Genomic DNA, 19,289 nt, shown 5'->3' on the forward strand with positions numbered 1-19,289 from the left:
ATTAAATCTAACGTTTTTGATGAAAACACTCCTTAAGTTTTTAAAATATCGTGTCCACTTTTTGCTGACGATTTACAATCGAGACGATCATCGTGCTGAAGCCAAAAAGTCAATGGCGCAGTGGGATGACCAAAGAGAAACTGATAAAGGAAATGAATGAAAAAGTGCAGATACCCGGTGTTGTTGTCGGCTGGACACAACCGATCATTAATCGCATCAATATGTTATCCACCGGTATCCGGACAGATGTGGGCGTTAAAATCTATGGAAGCAATCTTGACAGCATTTATAATATCAGCCGTAAGGTAGAAGCGTCCCTCAAAGGAATTGAGGGTTTGGAAGATCTGTATGTTGAGCAGCTCACCGGAGGCAAATATCTTGATATTAAGATCAGGAGAAAGGATGCTGCCCGGTATGGATTGAATATTGACGACGTGAACATGGTTATTGAAAGTGCGTTGGGCGGCATGATCCTCACCACTACCGTTGAAGGCCGGGAAAGGTTCAGTGTAAACCTGAGACTGGCGCAGGAATACCGCAATGATATTGACGAGATCAAACGCATTCCCATCCAAACGATGAAGTACGGGGTATTGCCACTTTCTTCCGTGGCGGATGTAAAAGTATCGGAAGGGCCTCCGATGATCAATTCTGAAAATGCCATGCTCAGGGGCACAGTGCTTTTCAATGTGCGGGGCAGGGATATGGGTAGTGTGGTAAACGATGCCAAAAAAAGGATAGAAGAAACCTTCAAACAACTTCCCCAGGGTTACTATATAGACTGGAGCGGCCAGTATGAGAACCAGGTAAGAGCAGAGCAGCGGTTAAAGGTAATCATACCGATTGTAATGCTGATCATCGCCTTCATTCTCTACGTCACCTTTAATTCATTCAAGGCAGTGGCTATTGTGTTTATCAGCGTGCCGGTGGCGCTGATGGGCGGTGTATATTCCCTATACTACTATAATGTCAATTTCTCGGTAGCTGTAGCAGTGGGTTTTATAGCATTGTTCGGTGTTGCCGTGGAAACCGGCGTACTGATGATCGCCTATCTGAATGATTCCATTAAAAAGCTTGTAGCAGCTAAAGGGAACGGCCCTGAAAACATCAGCGATGATGATCTGAAAGAAACTTTCCTGCTGGGTGCTACCCAACGGGTGCGGCCACTGCTCATGACCGTCTTAGCCAATATACTTGGCCTGATACCCGTAATGACCGCTACAGGAACCGGTAGTGATGTGATGAAGCCAATTGCGATTCCCTTTGTATTCGGCCTGATCACCTCCACGCTGTTTGTCCTTATTGTACTACCGGTAATCTATAATCTTTTAAAAGAATGGGAACTGAAAAAGCATGGCAAACTGGTGGTGCTTGAAATCAAAGACTAAAACCCGGATTCATGAAAAGTAATAAGCTATATACAATCTTCCTGCTGCTGATCGCTTCTGTAAATGTTGCGGCACAAGACAGCGTGAAGCTGAGCATGCAGGAAGTCTTTACCGCTATAGACAACTCCTATCCCCAGCTTAAGTATTACGACGCTAAAATAGCTTCCATTCGTTCGCTGGTTGACGGTGCAAAAGCATGGATGCCTCCCACCGTGTCACTGGCCTTTGACCGGTTCCCTTACCGGCTGTCCCTGATAAAGGAAATGATGCCCGATAACCAGGCGGGTATGATGGTGTCCGTGCAACAGATGATCCCCAATGCTGCCAAATTAAATGCAAAAAAAGATTACCTCGGTTCCCTGGAAAATGTACAGCGCAATGATGCTGAGTGGCAGCGAAACACCCTGCATTTTACTGCAAGGCTTTATTACTACCGGCGGTTTATTGCCGAAAACAAACTAAGGACCATTCAACAATACCGCGACCTGTTGAAGATACTGATCCAAACAGCAAAGGATAAATACACCTATAACCAGTCTGACCTGCCGGCAATATTCAAGGGGGAAGCCGCGCTGAGCGAACTGGAAAACATGGAAACGATGAGCCTGGCGCAGATCGCGGAAAGCAACATCGGCCTTAATACCCTGATGAGCCGTGACGTGAATGCCCCGTTTGCCATTGACACGCTCTTGCTGCCTGTTGACTACCGGGCAGATTACCTGATGGTCAACGATACCTCAGCACTTTTGAGAAACGACATTCTTTCTATGGAGAGCCGCATCCGTTCTATGAAATTCAACCAGAAATGGGCCGCTACCGGCTCCCGGCCCGACTTCGGTGTGCAAATATCACACGGGCAGATGTTCGGCATGCCCAACCAGTTCTCCATCATGGGAATGATGACCATTCCCATTGTGCCCTGGTCATCGAAGATGTACAAATCCGATGTACGGTCTATGGAGTTTGAGATTGATGCCATGCGGAAAGAAAAATCAACCATGCAGCTCATGGCCACACAAATGGTAAGGGAAAAGATCACCATGCTGCTCTATGAGACCAGGCAATTGGATAACTATGATAAAAATGTAGTGCCTTCCTACAAAAAGAACCTGGAAAGTAACCTATTGGCCTATCGCCAGAACACAGGTAACTTCTTTGTACTGCTGGATGCATGGAACATGCTGCTCATGAAGGAACTTGAACGTACCGATAAATTGGGACAGGTGTTTACGATACAATCTGAATACGAATATCAACGGGAAATAAAATAGCATGTGTAATCATAATCAACATACCAGCTTCAGCGGGCACAAAAGCCGGGTATATTTTATATGCATCGGGTTTGCTTTTGTGTTGCTTGCCTGCAACAATCGCAGCGCAGATCACGGTGCCCATTCCGGCGGCGCAGATCATGCCACTATGAAGGACAGCAGCGGCATGAAAATGAGCGGGGTAAAGGATAGCAGCAACGCCCATGCTGCGCATGGCAGTATGGCCGGTATGGATATGCCCGGTGAACAGGCGTCCACTGATACGATAGCGGATGAAACGTACTGGAATACCCTGCCCACCAACCGAACCGTGATCTCTACCCAACAGGCAATAGAACCGCTTGACCAACCGGCGAGTTTTACGGTTCACGGTAACGGGTATATTGACTTTGACTACAGGCGCAACCGGAAAGTACCCGTTCGCGTTGGCGGCAGGATTGAAAGGCTGTATGTAAAATACAATTACCAGTATGTGCGCAAAGGCGAAAAGATACTGGAACTCTACAGCCCCGACATAAGCACTTATATCGAAGAATTGCTTTACCTGCAAAAGTCTTCCGGCGACAGTATTCTCGCGGGCAGGGCCAGGCAAAAGCTCTTATTGCTCGGGCTTACCTCCAGCCAGGTAAAACAGATTGAAAAATCAGGGGAAGCGCCTTATACCATAGCTATTTACAGCCCTTTTGAAGGATTTGTGCTTTTTGACCCATCGGCACCGTCAGCTATGGCCGGGGGCGCAGGTAATGACGCAGGAATGGGTGGTGGAATGGCCGGCAGTACTGGTTCGTCGGCGGTAAGTCCGGCTACGCGGTTAAGCGATAATAGCATTCGTGAAGGGATGTACGTGAGTAAAGACCAAACCCTTTTTTGGATCAATGATTTCAGGGAAGCATGGGGCATAGTGGCATTTACCAAAGAGAATGAAAAATATATCCGCAAAGGCCAACCGCTGTCCATTACCAGCGAACTGATGCCGGAAAAGAGCTTTACAACCAATGTTCAATTCCTGGAGCTGGTGTATCAGGGCGGGCAAAAATTCAGCCAGGCAAGGGTGTATTTACCCAATACCTCGGGGATACTTAAACAAAATTCCCTGATCACAGCCACGGCATCCGTAACTGCCAGTTCCCTTACGGTTCCGGCAGGCAGTGTCTTTTATCTTGGAAAGGTAGCCATTGTGTGGGTGCGGGCGGGTGTCACAAAGGACGGAAGCAACATCTTCCAGTCAAGGGTGGTACGGATCGGTCACCGGGATAACGAACGGGTCGAAATACTGCAAGGACTGCAAAAAGGAGAATGGATAGCCAGGGATGCTGCTTACCTCGCAGACGGGGAAACAATTATCAAATATTAATGCTGTAGGTATGAACAAGAAAATATGGATGATCATTACTGCGCTACCGCTCATTGTTTCCATTGCTTCATGCACCGGAAAGGATGGGGATGCACAAAAGCCGGAACATAGCCAACATGGCGCGGACGCACCGGCACCGGAAAAAATGGAGATGGTGACGCTTTCAAAACGGGACGAACAGTATGCCAACATTACGGTGGACACGGTAAAGAGGCAGGCTATTTCGGAATATACCACGCTGGTAGGCACTACCAGCATTGACGAACGTAACGTAAGTGTTATTACATCACGCATCAGGGGAAGGCTCGAAAAATTATTTGTCCGCAATCCGCAGGAAAACATCAACAAGGGCATGCCCTTATATGCCATCTATAGTGAAGAGTTATTGTCTGATGAAAATGAACTGCTCAATGTACTGCGGCAGGAGGTGCAACTCGCCGATATGAAGCAGGTAATGGCGCAACTGGTGGAAGCGGCGAGAAAAAAATTACTGTTGTGGGGATTATCGAGGGAGCAAATCACACAGATCGAACAAAGCGGCGAAGCCTCCCCTTTGATTACCATCCATAGCCCTGTCGGGGGCACGCTGGTTGACCTTTCTGTAAGCGAGGGTCAGTATGTGGAGATCGGAACCCCGCTTTTCCGGTTGGCAGACCTGTCACAATTATGGATCGAAGCCCAGATGTACACCGGTGAACTCAGGTGGTTAACGGAACAGCCCATTATTACTGCGGATTTTGATGCCTATCCCAATCAGGTATTTTCCGTTACACCGGTGTTCGATAATCCTTCCGTGGAACCAGATCAAAAGATCAGCCTTGTAAGATTTCTGATCGGTAACAAAAGCGCTTCGCTAAAACCGGGTATGATGGCATACGTCAATATTAAACGGAATCAAAAATATACGATGGTCATTCCCAAGTCTTCCATCCTGGTCGGCAACATGGTAACCGCTTGGGTGAAAAAAGGCGATGGGATGTATGAAAACCGGGTCATTCAATTAGGCATTCAGAATAAAAAGGAAGTGGAGGTGACCGGTGGCCTCAAGGAGGGCGAACTGGTGGTAACCAGTGGCGCTTACCTGTTAAACAGCGCATTGGTGCTGAAAAAGGGCACCGGCATGGAGGGAATGAAGATGTAACAGCGTCTCCAAATCGCCAACAACAGAAGGAAAGTATTGCGTCAGCCCTGGACTTCATTGCCAAAGAAAACTTGTGACAGACAGGTGCGGATAATTTGTAAACAGTCACTAAAACCGAGCACGTCAGTAATACTGCTTTGACTTAATAAATAAGATATGTTACTACAAGAATTTAATAAGGTGAGCAAACCCTGGTCAGTTGACCGCTCAACCATCCTGAATGAACTGGATACCTCGCAGGAAGCCGGGCTTACTGCGGCGGAAGCCGAACGCAGGCTTTCCATTGCGGGGTACAACAGGATTGAATCGGGGAAAAAAGTAAGCCCGCTCATGATCCTGGTCAACCAGTTTATCAGCCCGTTTGTGCTGTTATTGGCCATTGCTGCAGGGCTGTCGTTTTTCTTCCAGGAATGGCTCGATGGTATTGCCATCATCGCCGTGATTGTGATCAATGCCGTCATCGGATTTTTGATGGAGTTTCAGGCGGAACGATCAATGGAAGCCTTGAAAAAACTAACCACCGTACCGGCCCGCGTGCTGCGAGATGGGACGCTTGGTGCAATATCTTCCGAGGAGCTGGTACCGGGTGATATTTTATTTGTGGAAGGCGGAGACATGGTTACAGCAGATGCCAGGCTGATCAGTTCGGCTCAGTTACAATCGGATGAATCCGCACTTACCGGCGAGTCCTTGCCGGTGGAAAAACAGACCGGCCAATTGCTGGAAACAGTTCCCCTGGCCGAACGGGACAATATGTTGTACAAAGGCACTTTTGTAACAAAAGGAAATGGTTTTGCCGTTGTGGTGCGCACCGGCATGGCCACCGAATTGGGAACCGTTGCCCGCATGGTGCAACAGGCGCAGCAATCGGCTACACCGCTTGAAAAGAAAATACAGAAGCTCAGCAAGAACCTGCTATGGATCACCGTGGGGCTTTTGGTTGCCATATTTACTGCCGGGATATTAAACGGGAAGGATTTTGTACAGATGCTGGAAACCTCCATTGCCCTTGCTGTCGCCGCAATTCCTGAAGGGCTGCCCATTGTTTCCACGTTAGCGCTGGCATTCGGCATGTTACGGATGGCCAGGCACCAGGTCATCGTAAAGAAGCTGTCATCGGTGGAAACCCTGGGTGGTACCAACGTGATCTGCACCGATAAAACCGGGACACTTACACAGAACAAAATTGAAGCGGCCTACATTGAATTTAAGGAGGGCAGCTCCCGCATAGAAGTGGACGTTGCAGGCTGTGTGATACGCTTTAAGGATAATGATCAGTTGCCCCATTACCCGGCCTATGCGCATTTGCACCAGATTGCCGCCCTGTGTAACACCGCAACCTATCAGTATGATGCTACCTCGGCCAAAGAATCGGGTGACCCGCTGGAAGTGGGACTACTCAAAATGGTCTATTGTTCACCCGTTAAACCGGATGAATACCAGCGAACTTTTTCAAAAATAAATGAAGTGCCTTTTTCTTCCGATACGAAGATCATGGCTACCCTTCACCACAAAGACAGTGACTATTATGTAGCCGCAAAAGGAGCAGTGGAAGAACTATTATCCTGCTGTTCATCCGTACTGGAAGGAAGCGATGTTGTTGCACTGACTGAAGAAAGAAAAACAACATGGCTATCCAATGCCGAAAAGCATGCGCAATCCGGGTTAAGAATGCTGGCTTTTGCTTTTAGAAGCGCTGATGCGGAAGAAGAAGATTTCTTGCATCATCTTACATTGGTAGGCGTGGTCGGCTTTTTAGATCCGCCCCGCCCCGAGGTACGTGCGGCCATTCAGGAATGCCGATCCGCAGGCATAAAAGTGGTGATGATCACCGGAGACCACCCGGCCACCGCTAAAAACATTGCCATGCAATTAGGGCTGGCAGAAGAAAGCGATGAGGTAGTTCACGGAAACAGCATGATGCCCTACGATCAACTGACGCCGGAGGACAAGCAAAAGTGGCTGCAATCCCCCGTATTTGCGCGTGTATCTCCGGAACACAAGCTGGACCTGGTGACCCTGTTCCAGGCCAATAAAATGGTAGTAGGGATGACCGGCGACGGCGTGAATGACGCTCCGGCCCTGAAGAAGGCAGATATCGGTATTGCAATGGGACAAAGGGGTACCCAGGTGGCGCAGGACGTAGCAGATATGGTCCTGAAAGATGATGCCTTCTCATCCATCGTCCTGGCCATCAAACAGGGGCGGGTAATTTTCGATAATATCAGGAAATTTGTGATCTACCTGCTGTCCTGTAATCTCAGTGAACTGCTGATCATTGCCACTGCATCCATTCTGAATTTGCATTTTCAGCTTTTTCCGCTCCAGATACTTTTCATCAATCTTGTAACAGATGTATTGCCAGCGCTTGCCCTCGGTGTTACCGAAGCGCCTGCGCATATCATGCAGCGAAAACCTTATTCGGCCGGTACACTGATCATTGATAAAAAAAGATGGACAGCCATTTTTGCCTATTCTACGGTGATCTCCATTACCACCATCGGTGCGGTACTTACCAGTCACGAGTGGCTGCACAAGCAGGAAGGATGGAACGGTGAGCTGTGTAACAATATGCTTTTCTACACCCTTATTTTTTCGCAGATACTCCACGTCTTTAATATGTCATTTGAAAAGGGCGTTGCATTTTATAAATCAGAAGTGTTCCGCAACAGGTATGTATGGTATGCAGTGCTGGGATGTATAGTTATAGCGTTGCTCTCTTACTTCGTTGTTCCGTTGAGAAAAGTCCTTGAAGTTTCAATTTACGGATGGCAGGATTGGTCAATCGTCATTGTGTTCTCCTTCCTTTCACTCATTATCAACCAGGCTTTAAAAAGAAGCCGCTGGATTATATGAGCTGTAAACGGATAACAAGTTGTAAGCAACCTTAAAGACAACAGCAAAAACTCAATAGCACATGCGGGATAACAACAGAAATATAAATGTTACAAAGGCATCGGGTATCAGGGTGCCCTTCAATAAGAACAAACTGAAACAGTCGCTGCTCCGCTCAGGAGCCAGCAGCCAGCAGGCTGAGGATATTGCCAATGAAATTGTGAACAGGCTGGTAGATAACATGTCTACTAAGGAAATCTACAGAAAAGCTTTCCGGTTATTGAAAGACAGGTCGCGTCCAATGGCTGCAAGGTATAAACTGAAGCGTGCCCTGATGGAATTAGGCCCTTCGGGTTTCCCCTTTGAGCAGTTCGTAGCAGAATTACTGACTTACAAAGGTTACAAGACTGAAGTTGGCGTAACCATACAGGGGCATTGTGTGAAGCACGAAATAGATGTTATAGCTGAAAAGGATGACCAGCACTTTATGATCGAGTGCAAGTTTCATAATCAACAGGGTTATATATGCGATGTCAAGATTCCCCTGTACATACAATCCCGGTTCCTGGATGTGGAGCGCCAATGGAAACAGATCGACGGGCATGACAAGAAGATCCATCAGGGCTGGGTGGTTACCAACACCCGTTTCTCAGACGATGCCGCACAGTATGGCAGGTGTATGAACATGAACCTGGTCAGTTGGGATTATCCTAAAAATAACGGCATAAAAGACTGGATCAACCTGTCTGGACTCCATCCCGTAACAAGTCTTACCACGCTCACCGGAAAGGAAAAGCAAGCGCTGCTCAACAGGAAGATTGTTTTATGCAAGGCCCTGCATCATGGTGAGGGTATTTTGGAAAGCATCGGCGTAAGACCACCCAGGTTGCAAAAGGTATTGGAAGAATGCACTGCACTGTGTCAAGCGCTTGAAAAATCATATAGATACTAATACAACAGATATGGAAAAATCAGGTTTAAAAATACAATTTTTAGGTGCTGCGCAAACAGTAACCGGCTCCAGGCACCTTGTTTCCGCTTATGGCAAAAACATCCTGGTGGATTGCGGGATGTTCCAGGGACTAAAGGAACTCCGGCTGCTTAACTGGCAACCGCTCTCTTTTCCTGCTAAAGACATTGATATCGTTTTACTGACGCATGGGCATTTAGATCATACCGGTTTCCTCCCGCGTCTTGTAAAGGAAGGCTTTTCAGGTAAGATCATCGCTACGGCCCCTACACTCCAGATTGCGGAAATTATTTTAAAGGACAGCGCAAAAATCCAGGAAGAGGATGCCTTGCGGGCTAATAAGCATAAATATACTAAGCATAGCCCCGCTGTTCCGCTTTACGGGCTGCAGGATGTGGACCGTACACTGCCGCTTTTTCAGACCGCGCCATTGAACCAGTGGGTGCCGTTTGGCGAGCAGATCAGTTACAGGTTCAGGTATAACGGACATATCCTGGGAGCAACCTTTATCGAGCTGCGGATCGGGGAGAAAACGATTGTGTTTTCAGGGGATATCGGCCGCAAACAAGATCCGCTGCTTTTCCCTCCGGAAAAACCTGAGAAGGCGGATATCCTGTTTATCGAATCGACCTATGGTGACCGGCTCCACCCGAAGGAACCGGCAATGGATATTTTAGAACGCATTATCATTCGGGCTGCATTAAAAAAAGGCACCATCGTCATACCAAGTTTTGCTGTTGAGCGCACACAGTTGCTGATGTACCTGTTCTGGCAGTTGAAACAAAAAGGAAGATTGCCCGATATACCGATTTACATGGATAGCCCGATGGGCAAAAATGTACTGGAGGTATTTCACAAAAATGGTTCCTGGCATAAGCTGTCTGTCGAAGAATGTTCGCAAATGTGCGATACGATCCGGCGTATAACAACGCTGGAGGAAACAACTGCACTGATAAACAGCAAGCATCCGAAAATCGTGATCGCAGGAAGTGGTATGGCAACCGGCGGACGGGTATTGAGCTACTTTGCAAAGTACCTGGGCGATGCGAATGCCACGGTACTGCTGGTGGGCTACCAGGCAGAGGGAACACGGGGCCGCGCTTTACTGGAGGGTGCAAAGGAAGTTAAGTTGTATGGTAAATATTTTGCGGTCCGCGCCGCCATAGAAAACATCGAAGGCTTATCCGGCCATGCTGATCAGCAGGAACTCATTGAGTGGCTGCAAGAGCTGAAGCAACAGCCGGACAAGATATTTATCGTACATGGAGAGCCGACATCTGCAAAGGCGCTCAGGGATAAAGTGAAAGAGGTTTACGGATGGGCGTGCGAAATACCCGCATTAAATGACACCATAACAATCAATGAATAAATGGAACATCATCATTCCTACAACACGTTAAGGGTTAAATCTATCGGTATTGATACGTACCGGGAGAACATTGTCTACATGCGTGCTGATTGCCACATATGCCAATCAGAAGGCTTTACAGCACTCACCCGCATAGTGATACACCACCATGAAAAAACCATTGTAGCAACCCTCAACGTGGTTCACTCAGATCTGCTTGCCGTGGATGAGGCGGCATTGTCAATGGAAGCCATGAAAAGGCTGGACGTTGTTGATGGGGACTGCCTCACGTTCTCCCACCTGGAGAACATCAATTCCCTGAGCTATGTACGGGCAAAAATGTATCACGATCAACTGACGGAGCAACAGTTCAATGAGATCATGAAGGATATCGTTGCAGGGAAATATTCTAACATTGAACTGGCTGCGTTTATTTCAGCCTGTTCTGACGACAACCTTTCAGTACCTGAGATCATCGGGCTTACAAAGGCCATGATCAATGCAGGACAAAGCATCTCCTGGGAAAAATCCGTGGTACTGGACAAGCACTGCGTGGGCGGACTGCCCGGTAACCGTACCACACCTATTGTTGTCAGCATTGTTGCCGCAGCCGGGCTGACGATTCCAAAAACCTCATCAAGGGCCATTACTTCCCCCGCAGGAACTGCCGACACGATGGAAGTGATAGCACCGGTTGATCTGGATATGGATGAGATCAAAAAAGTCGTTGAAAAAGAAAATGGCTGTATTGTGTGGGGCGGTGCTGTAAAGCTAAGCCCCGCAGATGACATATTGATTTCAGTGGAGAAATCGCTGGACGTAGACAGCCAGGGGCAGATGATTGCCTCCGTACTGTCAAAAAAATCGGCAGCCGGTGCCACGCATGTGGTCATAGATCTCCCGGTAGGTAAAACAGCCAAAGTACGCACGCATGAAATCGCCCTCCAACTGCAACATGATTTTGAATCGGTGGCACAGGCCATTGGCCTGCAATTACAGGTCATTATCACCGATGGACAACAGCCGGTAGGAAGAGGTATTGGTCCTGCATTGGAGGCAATGGATGTGCTGGCTGTTTTGCGCAACGAGAAAACGGCTCCAACGGATTTGAAGGAAAGGGCTATTACGCTTGCAGGTGCGCTCCTGGAATTATCGGGCAAATATGCACCTGGAACCGGTAACAATATGGCCAGAAGCATTCTTGAAACCGGAAGTGCCTGGGCAAAATTCCAGGCCATTTGTCAAAGTCAGGGCGGTTTCAGGGAACCTGCATTTGCACCCTACCATTTTGAAGTCTGCGCGGACAAGGAGGGCGTTGTTGCCGCAATAGACAATCGTAAACTGGCGCGGGTAGCGAAGCTGGCAGGAGCGCCGCAGTCGGCCTCAGCCGGCATCCTGTTCAATGCGCCCCTCGGCAAAAAGGTGAGCGTGGGCGACACGCTGTTTACCCTGTACGCCCATACAAAAGGAGAACTGGAGTACGCCCTTACTTATTTGAAAACGGATAACATCATTACTATCGAATAAAAAAATCAAAACAATGGAAACAACATTTAAAGATAAAGTAGCCATAGTGACCGGGGGAAGCTTTGGCATTGGCAGGTCAGCCGCCATAGGTTTTGCCAAACGGGGAGCCAAAGTAGTTATTGCCGACTGGGTGGAAGATACTGAAACACTCCATCTTATTCAGGCTTTAGGAGGTGAAGCCCTGTTTGTAAAATGCGACGTATCCAGCACCGAAGAGGTCAGGGAAATGGTGGCTACAACAATTAAAGCCTTTGGCCGCCTGGATTACGCTTTCAACAATGCCGGTATTGAAGGGGTTAATGCCATCACCCATGAATGCACGGAAGAGAACTGGGAAAAAACCATCGGGATCAACCTGAAAGGTGTCTGGCTTTGCATGAAATATGAGATACAGGAAATGCTGAAGCAGGGAAAAGGCGCTATCGTGAACAATGCTTCCATCGCCGGTTTGGGTGGATTCCCCGGATCTCCCGCTTACGTGGCAAGTAAACACGGCGTACTCGGTCTGACCAGGACTGCTGCGCTGGAATATGCCAAATCAGGTATCCGGGTAAATGCAGTTTGTCCGGGAGTTATTCAAACCCCGATGATCGACCGTTTTACCGGAGCGGATCAGGAAACCGTGAAGCAGTTTGAAAGCATGGAACCGATAGGCAGAATGGGACAGCCGGAAGAAGTGGCCGAGGCCGCTATCTGGCTGTGTGCTGATGCCGCTTCCTTTGTGACCGGCAACGCTATGACCGTTGATGGTGGTTGGGGCGCTCAGTAACACAGCGGTTAACCTGAACTGTTGACCAGCACAGCATACTGTTATAGAAAATGATCTTTATTTTTTTAAAACTATTGAGTCAATGAAACCCATTGTATTTGCCCTACCGGGAAACGAAACGTTTGCACAGCAACTTGCTACAGCTTTAGAAGCTGATACCGGGGAAACCACCATACGCAATTTCCCTGACGGCGAAACATACGTCCGCGTATTGACCGACGTAAGTGGCAGGGAGGTGATCTTGGTCTGTACGCTTGATCACCCTGATGGCAAATTGCTGCCATTATATTTTCTTTCTCATACGCTAAAATCGCTGGGCGCAAAATGCACCTGTATTGTAGCCCCGTATCTTGCCTACATGCGACAGGATAAGGTCTTCCATCCAGGGGAGGGAATAACCTCTGCATATTTTGCCAAACTGATTTCCGGTTTTGCAGAAAGACTTTTTACGATTGATCCGCATTTACACCGGAGATCTTCAATGGCCGAAATTTATTCGGTTCCCTGCATGGTACTGCACGCATCAACTCTTATTTCGGATTATATCCGCGATCATATCGGCAATCCCCTGTTGATAGGGCCTGATAGTGAAAGCGAGCAATGGGTTTCGCAGGTAGCTAAAGATGCCAATGCTCCTTACATAGTGCTGGAAAAAGTAAGAAAGGGGGATACGGAAGTAAATGTAACCGTTCCGCAGGTTGAAAAATACAAGGATCACACCCCGGTATTGGTGGATGATATCATTTCCACTGCACGTACCATGATAGAAACGGTGAATCACCTGAAAAAAGCAGGAATGAAGCCGCCGGTCTGTATTGGTGTACATGCCGTTTTTGCCGGTAACGCTTACCAGGAACTCCAAAATGCCGGAGTAGACAGCATTATTACCTGTAATACTATTGCGCATGCCTCCAATGCACTGGATGTAACAGCACTAATGGCTGCTTCCCTAAACAAGATTTTCCTTTCGTAACTTTGGCAAGGATAATAGTAACAAATTCAATGTCTGTAAATGAACCCTTTAGTATGGTTACCTTATTTATCAAGAACATGGTTTGCGACCGCTGTGTACTGGTCGTAGCCGGTGAGTTAAAGAAAATTGGCATAAATGCCCAAAAAATCACGTTGGGAGAAGTGACCCTTGAAAAGGAACTTACGGCCGATCAAAAGGAGCAGCTTGATCAAGCTTTGCTTGACCTGGGGTTTGAACCTATAGACAGTAAGAAGGGACGCATCATTGAAAAAATAAAAACGGTGATCATAAACATGGTACATCATAGCCACCATGATGAAAAAACCAATTTATCCGATTTATTAAGCAAAGCGTTGCATCATGATTACAATTACCTGTCCAATCTGTTTTCGGAAGTGGAAGGTATCACTATTGAAAAATACTTTATCGCTCAAAAAATTGAGAAGGTTAAAGAATTACTGGTGTACGACGAGCTTTCATTAAGTGAAATTGCTTTGCGTATGAATTACTCCAGTGTTGCCTATCTGAGCAACCAATTCAAAAAAGTTACCGGTCTTACGCCAAGCCATTTCAGACAAATCAGGGAAGAAAAGCGGAAACCGTTGGATAAAGTCTAATTTTATAGGGTAAAACAAATTGGTGTTACGAAGTAGCGGCCTTCCGCAAAATGACAAAAGCAAAGATGGACTGGTGTTTCTTCCCTTGTTTTTCTCCTATCTCCACCGCCAATCAAAGGATTGTTTTGCAGGATCTGTTACCTGGCTATATCTAAAAAGCTGGATGTAAAAATGTGTAAGAAACACGCTATTTTAATGCCCTGTTCGGTACCGTAAAACTCATTAAAGCCATCAAAGATGAATAGCCATCTTCATTCAATCATCCAACAGTATAAAGCTGACAGGGAATCAGTTTATAATACCTGGTTTACTAATAACGAAGAACGTTTGAAAGCATTCCGCTCCATCCGCAGAGGCGTACAGCAGATAGTGGATGATATTAAAAACAAGAAATTCGGAAATGATTTTAAAGGATCTTCTCTCGAATTTGTGCTCACCTGTATCACCGAATTTGAGTTATACAGACGAGGAATGGAAAACAGTGAACTGCACTCTACTTACCAAACATCATTATTTCACAAACTATGGCAGGAATGTCCTGAAAAAGTTCAAAGACCTGAACCTGCAAATAGCAGGATATAAAACCGGTTAAAACATTTAATAACATTAATAAAATTCTATGTTCTTTTATGAAAAATTTATTGGCCTCTTACTGCCTGCTATCATAGCAGGCAGTTTATTCGCACAAAATGATCCTGATTCAGTAATCGCTTCAAAACGGGAAAATCAGGTAAATATTAAGCGGAACGGGTATTCACTTAATTATAAAAACCTGATAGTTCCAGCCGTTTTTATTGGTTATGGCATAGCCGGTCTGAAAATAGACGCACTAAAGGACCTCAATGCCTCCACTCGGGATGAAATATTGGAAGACCGTCCTAAACGTAAAAACTGGGATAATTATACGCAATATATTCCCGTAATTCTGGTGTATGGTTTAGATGCTGCCGGTATCAAAACAAAACATAATTTTAAGGACAGAACCATCATTTATGCTACATCTCAATTAATATCAGGTGCTTTTGTTCTGCCTTTGAAACATATTATAAAAGAGGAGCGACCAGATAGTTCTAATAATATGTCTTTTCCTTCAGGACACACGGCTACGGCTTTTTCTTCAGCTCATTTTATGTTTAGGGAATACATGGACAAAAACCTATGGTTAAGCCTTTCTGGATATGCTTTTGCAATATTTACCGGAGTTTACAGGGCTATCAACAACAAACATTTTATCGGGGACATAGTGGCTGGAGCTGGTTTCGGCATATTGTCAACGGAGTTGTCTTACCGGCTTTACCCAAAAATTAATTCTTTGTTCAGCAGGAAAAGGGAAATCACCTCTACAATGCTCATGCCTGTTTATCAAAACAAAAGTTTTGGGATTGGGGTAGTTAAGAATTTTTAATCAAAATTTTATAAATCAATTCCAAAATTTCGTAATAGTAGCCACTGGCATTATGGTCAAATTTGCATTATTCAATAAAGCAGCAAAATATGGCGACAGATAATAATAAAGAAATCATCTATCTGCCTTTGGAAAACGTAGAGAGTGACCATTGCGCATCCATCGTTGACAAGGGGCTGGCACAAGTCAAGGGGATCACCACCCATAAAGTAGAGCTGAACAACCGCAGGGCCGCCATAACGGTAAATGACCATGAGGCAATACCCGAAGCGGTGAAGGCAATAAAGGATCTCGGGTATAACATTACCACTGCTAAAGGCGCTTTTCCTGTCCTGGGCATGACCTGTGCATCCTGTGCAGGAAGTGCTGAAAGTATCGTAAAATACCAACCCGGCGTGGTCAGTGCATCCGTCAACTTTGCAACCGGGAATCTTACCGTAGAATATCTCCCGAATATGACCAGCGCTTCAAAGTTGCAAAAAGCAATACAATCCGTAGGTTACGATTTATTGATTGAAGATGAAACCAGGCAGCAGGAAACATTGGAAGCGATCCACGCCCAAAACTTCAGCAAGCTGAAGACTAAAACCGTATGGGCAATCATCCTGTCTTTACCTGTTGTAGTGATCGGGATGTTCTTCATGGATATACCTTATGCCAACCAGATCATGTGGGCATTCGCTACGCCTGTTGTGGCATGGCTGGGCAGGGATTTCTTTATCAATGCCTGGAAGCAGGCCAGACACCGTTCCGCCAATATGGACACGCTCGTCGCGTTAAGTACGGGGATCGCCTATATCTTCAGCGTATTCAATATGCTGTTTGCTGACTTTTGGCATCAGAGAGGATTGCATGCGCACGTATATTTTGAAGCCGCAGCCGTAATCATAGCATTTATCCTGTTAGGGAAATTGCTGGAAGAAAAGGCCAAAGGAAATACATCATCGGCCATTAAAAAACTGATGGGTTTACAACCTAAAACCGTAATGGTAATCCAGGCCGACGGGTCAGAAAAGCAGACCGCCATTGAAGAGGTAAACGCGGGTGATGTGATACTGGTAAAGCCCGGTGAAAAAATTGCTGTAGACGGTATGGTAACATCCGGCAGTTCGTATGTGGATGAAAGCATGTTAAGCGGCGAGCCGGTCCCGGTACTTAAAAATGAAAACGAAAAAGTGTTTGCAGGAACGATCAACCAAAAAGGCAGCTTCCAGTTTAAAGCAGTGAAAGTAGGTAAAGAGACGATGCTTGCCCACATCATCAAAATGGTGCAGGATGCACAGGGAAGCAAAGCGCCTGTTCAAAAATTGGTAGATAAAATTGCGGGCATATTTGTTCCGGTTGTCATGGGCATTGCCCTACTGGCCTTTTTGCTATGGCTGGTGCTGGGTGGCGATAACGGGATCGTACAGGGATTACTGGCAGCCGTCACCGTACTCGTCATTGCCTGTCCCTGTGCATTGGGACTGGCCACGCCTACGGCTATCATGGTAGGTGTTGGCAAAGGAGCAGAAAAGGGTATCCTCATTAAAGATGCGGAAAGCCTCGAACTGGCCAAGAAAATAAATGCCATCGTACTGGATAAAACTGGAACTATTACCGAAGGAAAACCACAGGTGACCGGCATCCAATGGCTGAATAATGACGATGCTTCCCAAAATGTGCTGTTGAGCATTGAAAAGCAATCGGAGCATCCATTGGCAGAAGCAGTGGCAAAACACTTTGAAGGGGTACGGGCTACCTCTTTATCCCTGTTCGACAGTATTACGGGTAAAGGGGCAAAAGCCAATCACAACGGCGAAACCTATTTTGTAGGTAATAAAAAGCTGTTGGCAGAAAACAAGATTGTCATTGCTGGCGAATTACAAGACAAAGCCGAAGAATGGGGCAAACAGTCCAAAACCGTTATCTGGTTTGCAAACAGCAAACAAGCTCTTGCTGTAATTGCCATAGCCGATAAGATTAAAGACACATCAGTACAGGCCATCAAAGAAATGCAGGATATGGGCATTGACCTGTATATGCTGACCGGGGATAATGAAGCTACCGCAAAATCCATTGCAGAGCAGACAGGCATCAGGCATTACAAGGCCGAGGTATTGCCACAGCACAAAGCCGATTTTGTAAAAGAACTGCAACAGCAGGGTAAAACAGTGGCGATGGTAGGCGATGGCATTAATGACAGCACCGCTTTGGCAACAGCCGATGTAAGTATCGCAATGGGCAAAGGCAGCGATATAGCAATGGATGTTGCCAAGATGACCATCATCTCCTCAGACCTTACCAAGATACCACAGGCAATACGTTTGTCAAAACAGACAGTAGCCACTATCAAACAAAACCTGTTTTGGGCGTTTATTTACAATGTAATTGGCATTCCGATAGCCGCAGGTATCCTTTATCCTGTGAATGGCTTCCTGCTTAACCCCATGATTGCAGGGGCGGCAATGGCACTCAGCAGCGTAAGTGTCGTCAGCAATAGCCTGCTACTGAAATGGAAAAATAGGTAAGGATAAAACGCATATTAGACCGTCCATAAAAACATACAATGTGCATATAAATCTACTGGCATTGGGGATATTTGGGTCCAACTTTTAAAAAGGCAGGGACTTGTTTGCCCATTATCAACGCAGGAGACGTAATTAAACTAAAGAGAGCGTTAAGCTGGCTAATGGCACAGTTTTTACCCTCTTTACTAAAATCTATGTTATGAAAAAAATTATGCCCATTGCCGCATTGATAATATTCATTCTTGCTGCCTGCAACAAAAATAGTGATGAACTGCGCCTGCAAAGCCATGACGAAAACCGCATGATGGATAGTTTGCACGCCATGATGAGCCGGATGGAAGCTATGCCTATGACCGACGATCCCGAGATCGACTTCGCGAAAATGATGATTATGCACCATGAAGGAGCAATAAACATGAGTACCGTTCAAAGCCAGGAAGGACAGAATGATTCTTTAAAACGGTTTTCCCAAAAGGTAATTAGTGCACAAACCCTGGAAATACAGGAATTGAAAGATTTCTTAACCACACAGTCAGTAAACAACGCTGTACCGGCCCATTCAGCCGAGCACATCGCCCATATGAAGAAAATGGATCAGATGGCAGACGTTCAGCTTATAACCGGTGATCTTGACAATGACTATGCTACGCTGTTGATTCTACATCACAACAGTGCCATTGAAGACGCAGAAGCCTACATTATGTTTGGCAATAACGCGCAATTAAAATCAATGGCACAGATGATGATTGAGGACCAGACAAAAGAAATTCAAGAGTTAAGCAATTGGATAAAATCAAACAAACGTTGATAGCTACATTATTGATAAAAACACTGTCACTAAAAGGAAACCTTTATCAAGGTGCATAATAACAACACCGAATTGAGACAGCATGTAAGTACTCAAAAGACAAAGGCATTAACATCGCCACGGATGTTAGCAGATACCTTCATTTCTTCTAAGCTTGCCAAGATCCCGTAAGCCATAAGGTTTTCAGGCAAACGGTAGTCTCTATTAAGCAAACCCTGCTTTAGGCATTTCTTTACCATGTAATCAGCTTTCCGGTAACGGAATACATCCGTTAACCACGTAAAAAAACCTCTAATGAATCCAGGCGTAGCAATAGAACGCTATAGCTTGCGGTTAAGAGGGGACAGTAATCCGTAAATCTTATAAATTAAAC

The 19,289-nt window shown here is 46.2% G+C and carries 15 protein-coding genes; all 15 read left to right on the plus strand.

All coding sequences use genetic code 11. The features are described from left to right. The first annotated feature begins 92 nt into the window (after nucleotides 1-92). Nucleotides 93-1,388: an efflux RND transporter permease subunit gene (locus tag EPX21_RS22040; RefSeq protein ID WP_255502280.1), complete on the plus strand. Its 1,296-nt coding sequence runs from the start codon at nucleotides 93-95 to the stop codon at nucleotides 1,386-1,388. 11 nt (nucleotides 1,389-1,399) lie between these two features. Then, a complete protein-coding gene (locus EPX21_RS22045; RefSeq protein ID WP_134092049.1) occupies nucleotides 1,400-2,659 on the plus strand; it encodes a TolC family protein in 1,260 nt (419 codons plus the stop codon). Between the two features lies 1 nt (nucleotide 2,660). Next, complete coding sequence (locus tag EPX21_RS22050) at nucleotides 2,661-4,013, plus strand: efflux RND transporter periplasmic adaptor subunit (protein ID WP_134092050.1); 1,353 nt, start codon at nucleotides 2,661-2,663, stop codon at nucleotides 4,011-4,013. 10 nt (nucleotides 4,014-4,023) lie between these two features. After that, the gene (locus EPX21_RS22055) at nucleotides 4,024-5,154 is read left to right on the plus strand and encodes an efflux RND transporter periplasmic adaptor subunit (protein WP_166670853.1); all 1,131 of its coding nucleotides are present in this window, start codon (nucleotides 4,024-4,026) and stop codon (nucleotides 5,152-5,154) included. Between the two features lie 156 nt (nucleotides 5,155-5,310). Further along, a complete protein-coding gene (locus EPX21_RS22060) occupies nucleotides 5,311-8,010 on the plus strand; it encodes a cation-transporting P-type ATPase (RefSeq protein ID WP_134092053.1) in 2,700 nt (899 codons plus the stop codon). Between the two features lie 61 nt (nucleotides 8,011-8,071). Beyond that, on the plus strand, nucleotides 8,072-8,941 hold the full coding sequence (locus tag EPX21_RS22065; RefSeq protein WP_134092055.1) for a restriction endonuclease: 870 nt from the start codon (nucleotides 8,072-8,074) through the stop codon (nucleotides 8,939-8,941). 10 nt (nucleotides 8,942-8,951) lie between these two features. Beyond that, complete coding sequence (locus EPX21_RS22070) at nucleotides 8,952-10,328, plus strand: MBL fold metallo-hydrolase RNA specificity domain-containing protein (protein WP_134092057.1); 1,377 nt, start codon at nucleotides 8,952-8,954, stop codon at nucleotides 10,326-10,328. Then, entirely contained in the window at nucleotides 10,329-11,834 is a 1,506-nt protein-coding gene (locus EPX21_RS22075; RefSeq protein ID WP_134092059.1) for a thymidine phosphorylase family protein, read from the plus strand. 13 nt (nucleotides 11,835-11,847) lie between these two features. Next, complete coding sequence (locus EPX21_RS22080; RefSeq protein ID WP_134092061.1) at nucleotides 11,848-12,603, plus strand: SDR family oxidoreductase; 756 nt, start codon at nucleotides 11,848-11,850, stop codon at nucleotides 12,601-12,603. 82 nt (nucleotides 12,604-12,685) lie between these two features. After that, a complete protein-coding gene (locus EPX21_RS22085) occupies nucleotides 12,686-13,576 on the plus strand; it encodes a ribose-phosphate pyrophosphokinase (RefSeq protein ID WP_134092063.1) in 891 nt (296 codons plus the stop codon). 53 nt (nucleotides 13,577-13,629) lie between these two features. Continuing rightward, complete coding sequence (locus tag EPX21_RS22090; protein WP_134092080.1) at nucleotides 13,630-14,193, plus strand: AraC family transcriptional regulator; 564 nt, start codon at nucleotides 13,630-13,632, stop codon at nucleotides 14,191-14,193. Nucleotides 14,194-14,430: 237 nt separating this feature from the next. Continuing rightward, a complete protein-coding gene (locus EPX21_RS22995; protein WP_206106133.1) occupies nucleotides 14,431-14,775 on the plus strand; it encodes a hypothetical protein in 345 nt (114 codons plus the stop codon). A 37-nt stretch (nucleotides 14,776-14,812) separates the two neighbouring features. Then, nucleotides 14,813-15,598 (plus strand): phosphatase PAP2 family protein, encoded by a 786-nt coding sequence (locus tag EPX21_RS22100; RefSeq protein ID WP_134092065.1) that lies wholly within the window; start codon nucleotides 14,813-14,815, stop codon nucleotides 15,596-15,598. Between the two features lie 89 nt (nucleotides 15,599-15,687). Continuing rightward, nucleotides 15,688-18,108, plus strand: a complete 2,421-nt coding sequence (locus EPX21_RS22105; protein WP_134092066.1) for a heavy metal translocating P-type ATPase — start codon at nucleotides 15,688-15,690, stop codon at nucleotides 18,106-18,108. 199 nt (nucleotides 18,109-18,307) lie between these two features. Next, a complete protein-coding gene (locus EPX21_RS22110; protein WP_134092067.1) occupies nucleotides 18,308-18,916 on the plus strand; it encodes a DUF305 domain-containing protein in 609 nt (202 codons plus the stop codon). The last annotated feature ends 373 nt before the right edge of the window (nucleotides 18,917-19,289 follow it).

The organism is Olivibacter sp. XZL3 (assembly GCF_004368405.1).
Taxonomy (GTDB): Bacteria; Bacteroidota; Bacteroidia; order Sphingobacteriales; family Sphingobacteriaceae; genus Olivibacter.